The 721-nt window shown below is 66.3% G+C and carries 1 protein-coding gene; it reads right to left on the bottom strand.

What is annotated here, in order from left to right:
• On the bottom strand, window positions 1-672 hold a 672-nt coding region (locus tag F6S12_RS32540), incomplete at its 3' end, for a formylglycine-generating enzyme family protein (RefSeq protein WP_315869963.1).
• Window positions 673-721 lie beyond the last annotated feature (49 nt).

Here is a 721-nt window from a genome sequence, read left to right on the forward strand (position 1 = left end):
GGCGGCGTATTCCCACTCCACCTCGGTGGGCAGGCGCACAAAGCCCAGGCCACCGTCTTCCGAGGAACTGCCACGGCCGCTGACCGGCAGCAGGTCGCGGTGGTTCTTCATCAGCCAGGCGCTGTACACCGCGGCAAAGCGCTCGGCCTCGAAGCGCGACAGCTTGACCTTGGGCAGGCGCCCCTGCAGGCCCTCCGGCGCCTCACAGGCCGGGGCCGGATCACCGCTGGCCAGGGACTGGGCCTGGGCCATGACCTGAGCGTACTGGCGGGCAGTGACCTCGTACTTGCCGATGAAATACAGCATTGGCTTGAGGGGCACCCCGGCGCCACTTTTCGGCAGCGCCGGGCCAATGGTCTTGCCCCAGGCGCCAGGCAGGTCCTTGAGGGTGAACTGGCCGTTGATGTAGTCCCGCCGATAGCCGGAAATGAACGACTGCTGGTAACCGCTCTCACCCTCGCTGAAGGGGTAGCCGAGGTTCACCTCACGGTCGTCCAGGGTGCCCTGGGCCAGCACGTAGACGTAGCGGAACACCATCTCGCCGTCGCAGGGCAGCGGCAGGCTGACGTCGTCCGGCAACGGCTTGGGGTTGTCCATCTTGTTCGCCGGTTCTTCGGCCCACACGGCCCCGGCCAGGGTCATGGCCAGCACGGTGCTGATCAACTTATACATCGCGAATTCCTTCACAGGCTTCTATGCGCGACACCCGCCAGCCGCCCAG

Source organism: Pseudomonas sp. JV245A (genome assembly GCF_032424515.1).
GTDB lineage: Bacteria > Pseudomonadota > Gammaproteobacteria > Pseudomonadales > Pseudomonadaceae > Aquipseudomonas > Aquipseudomonas protegens.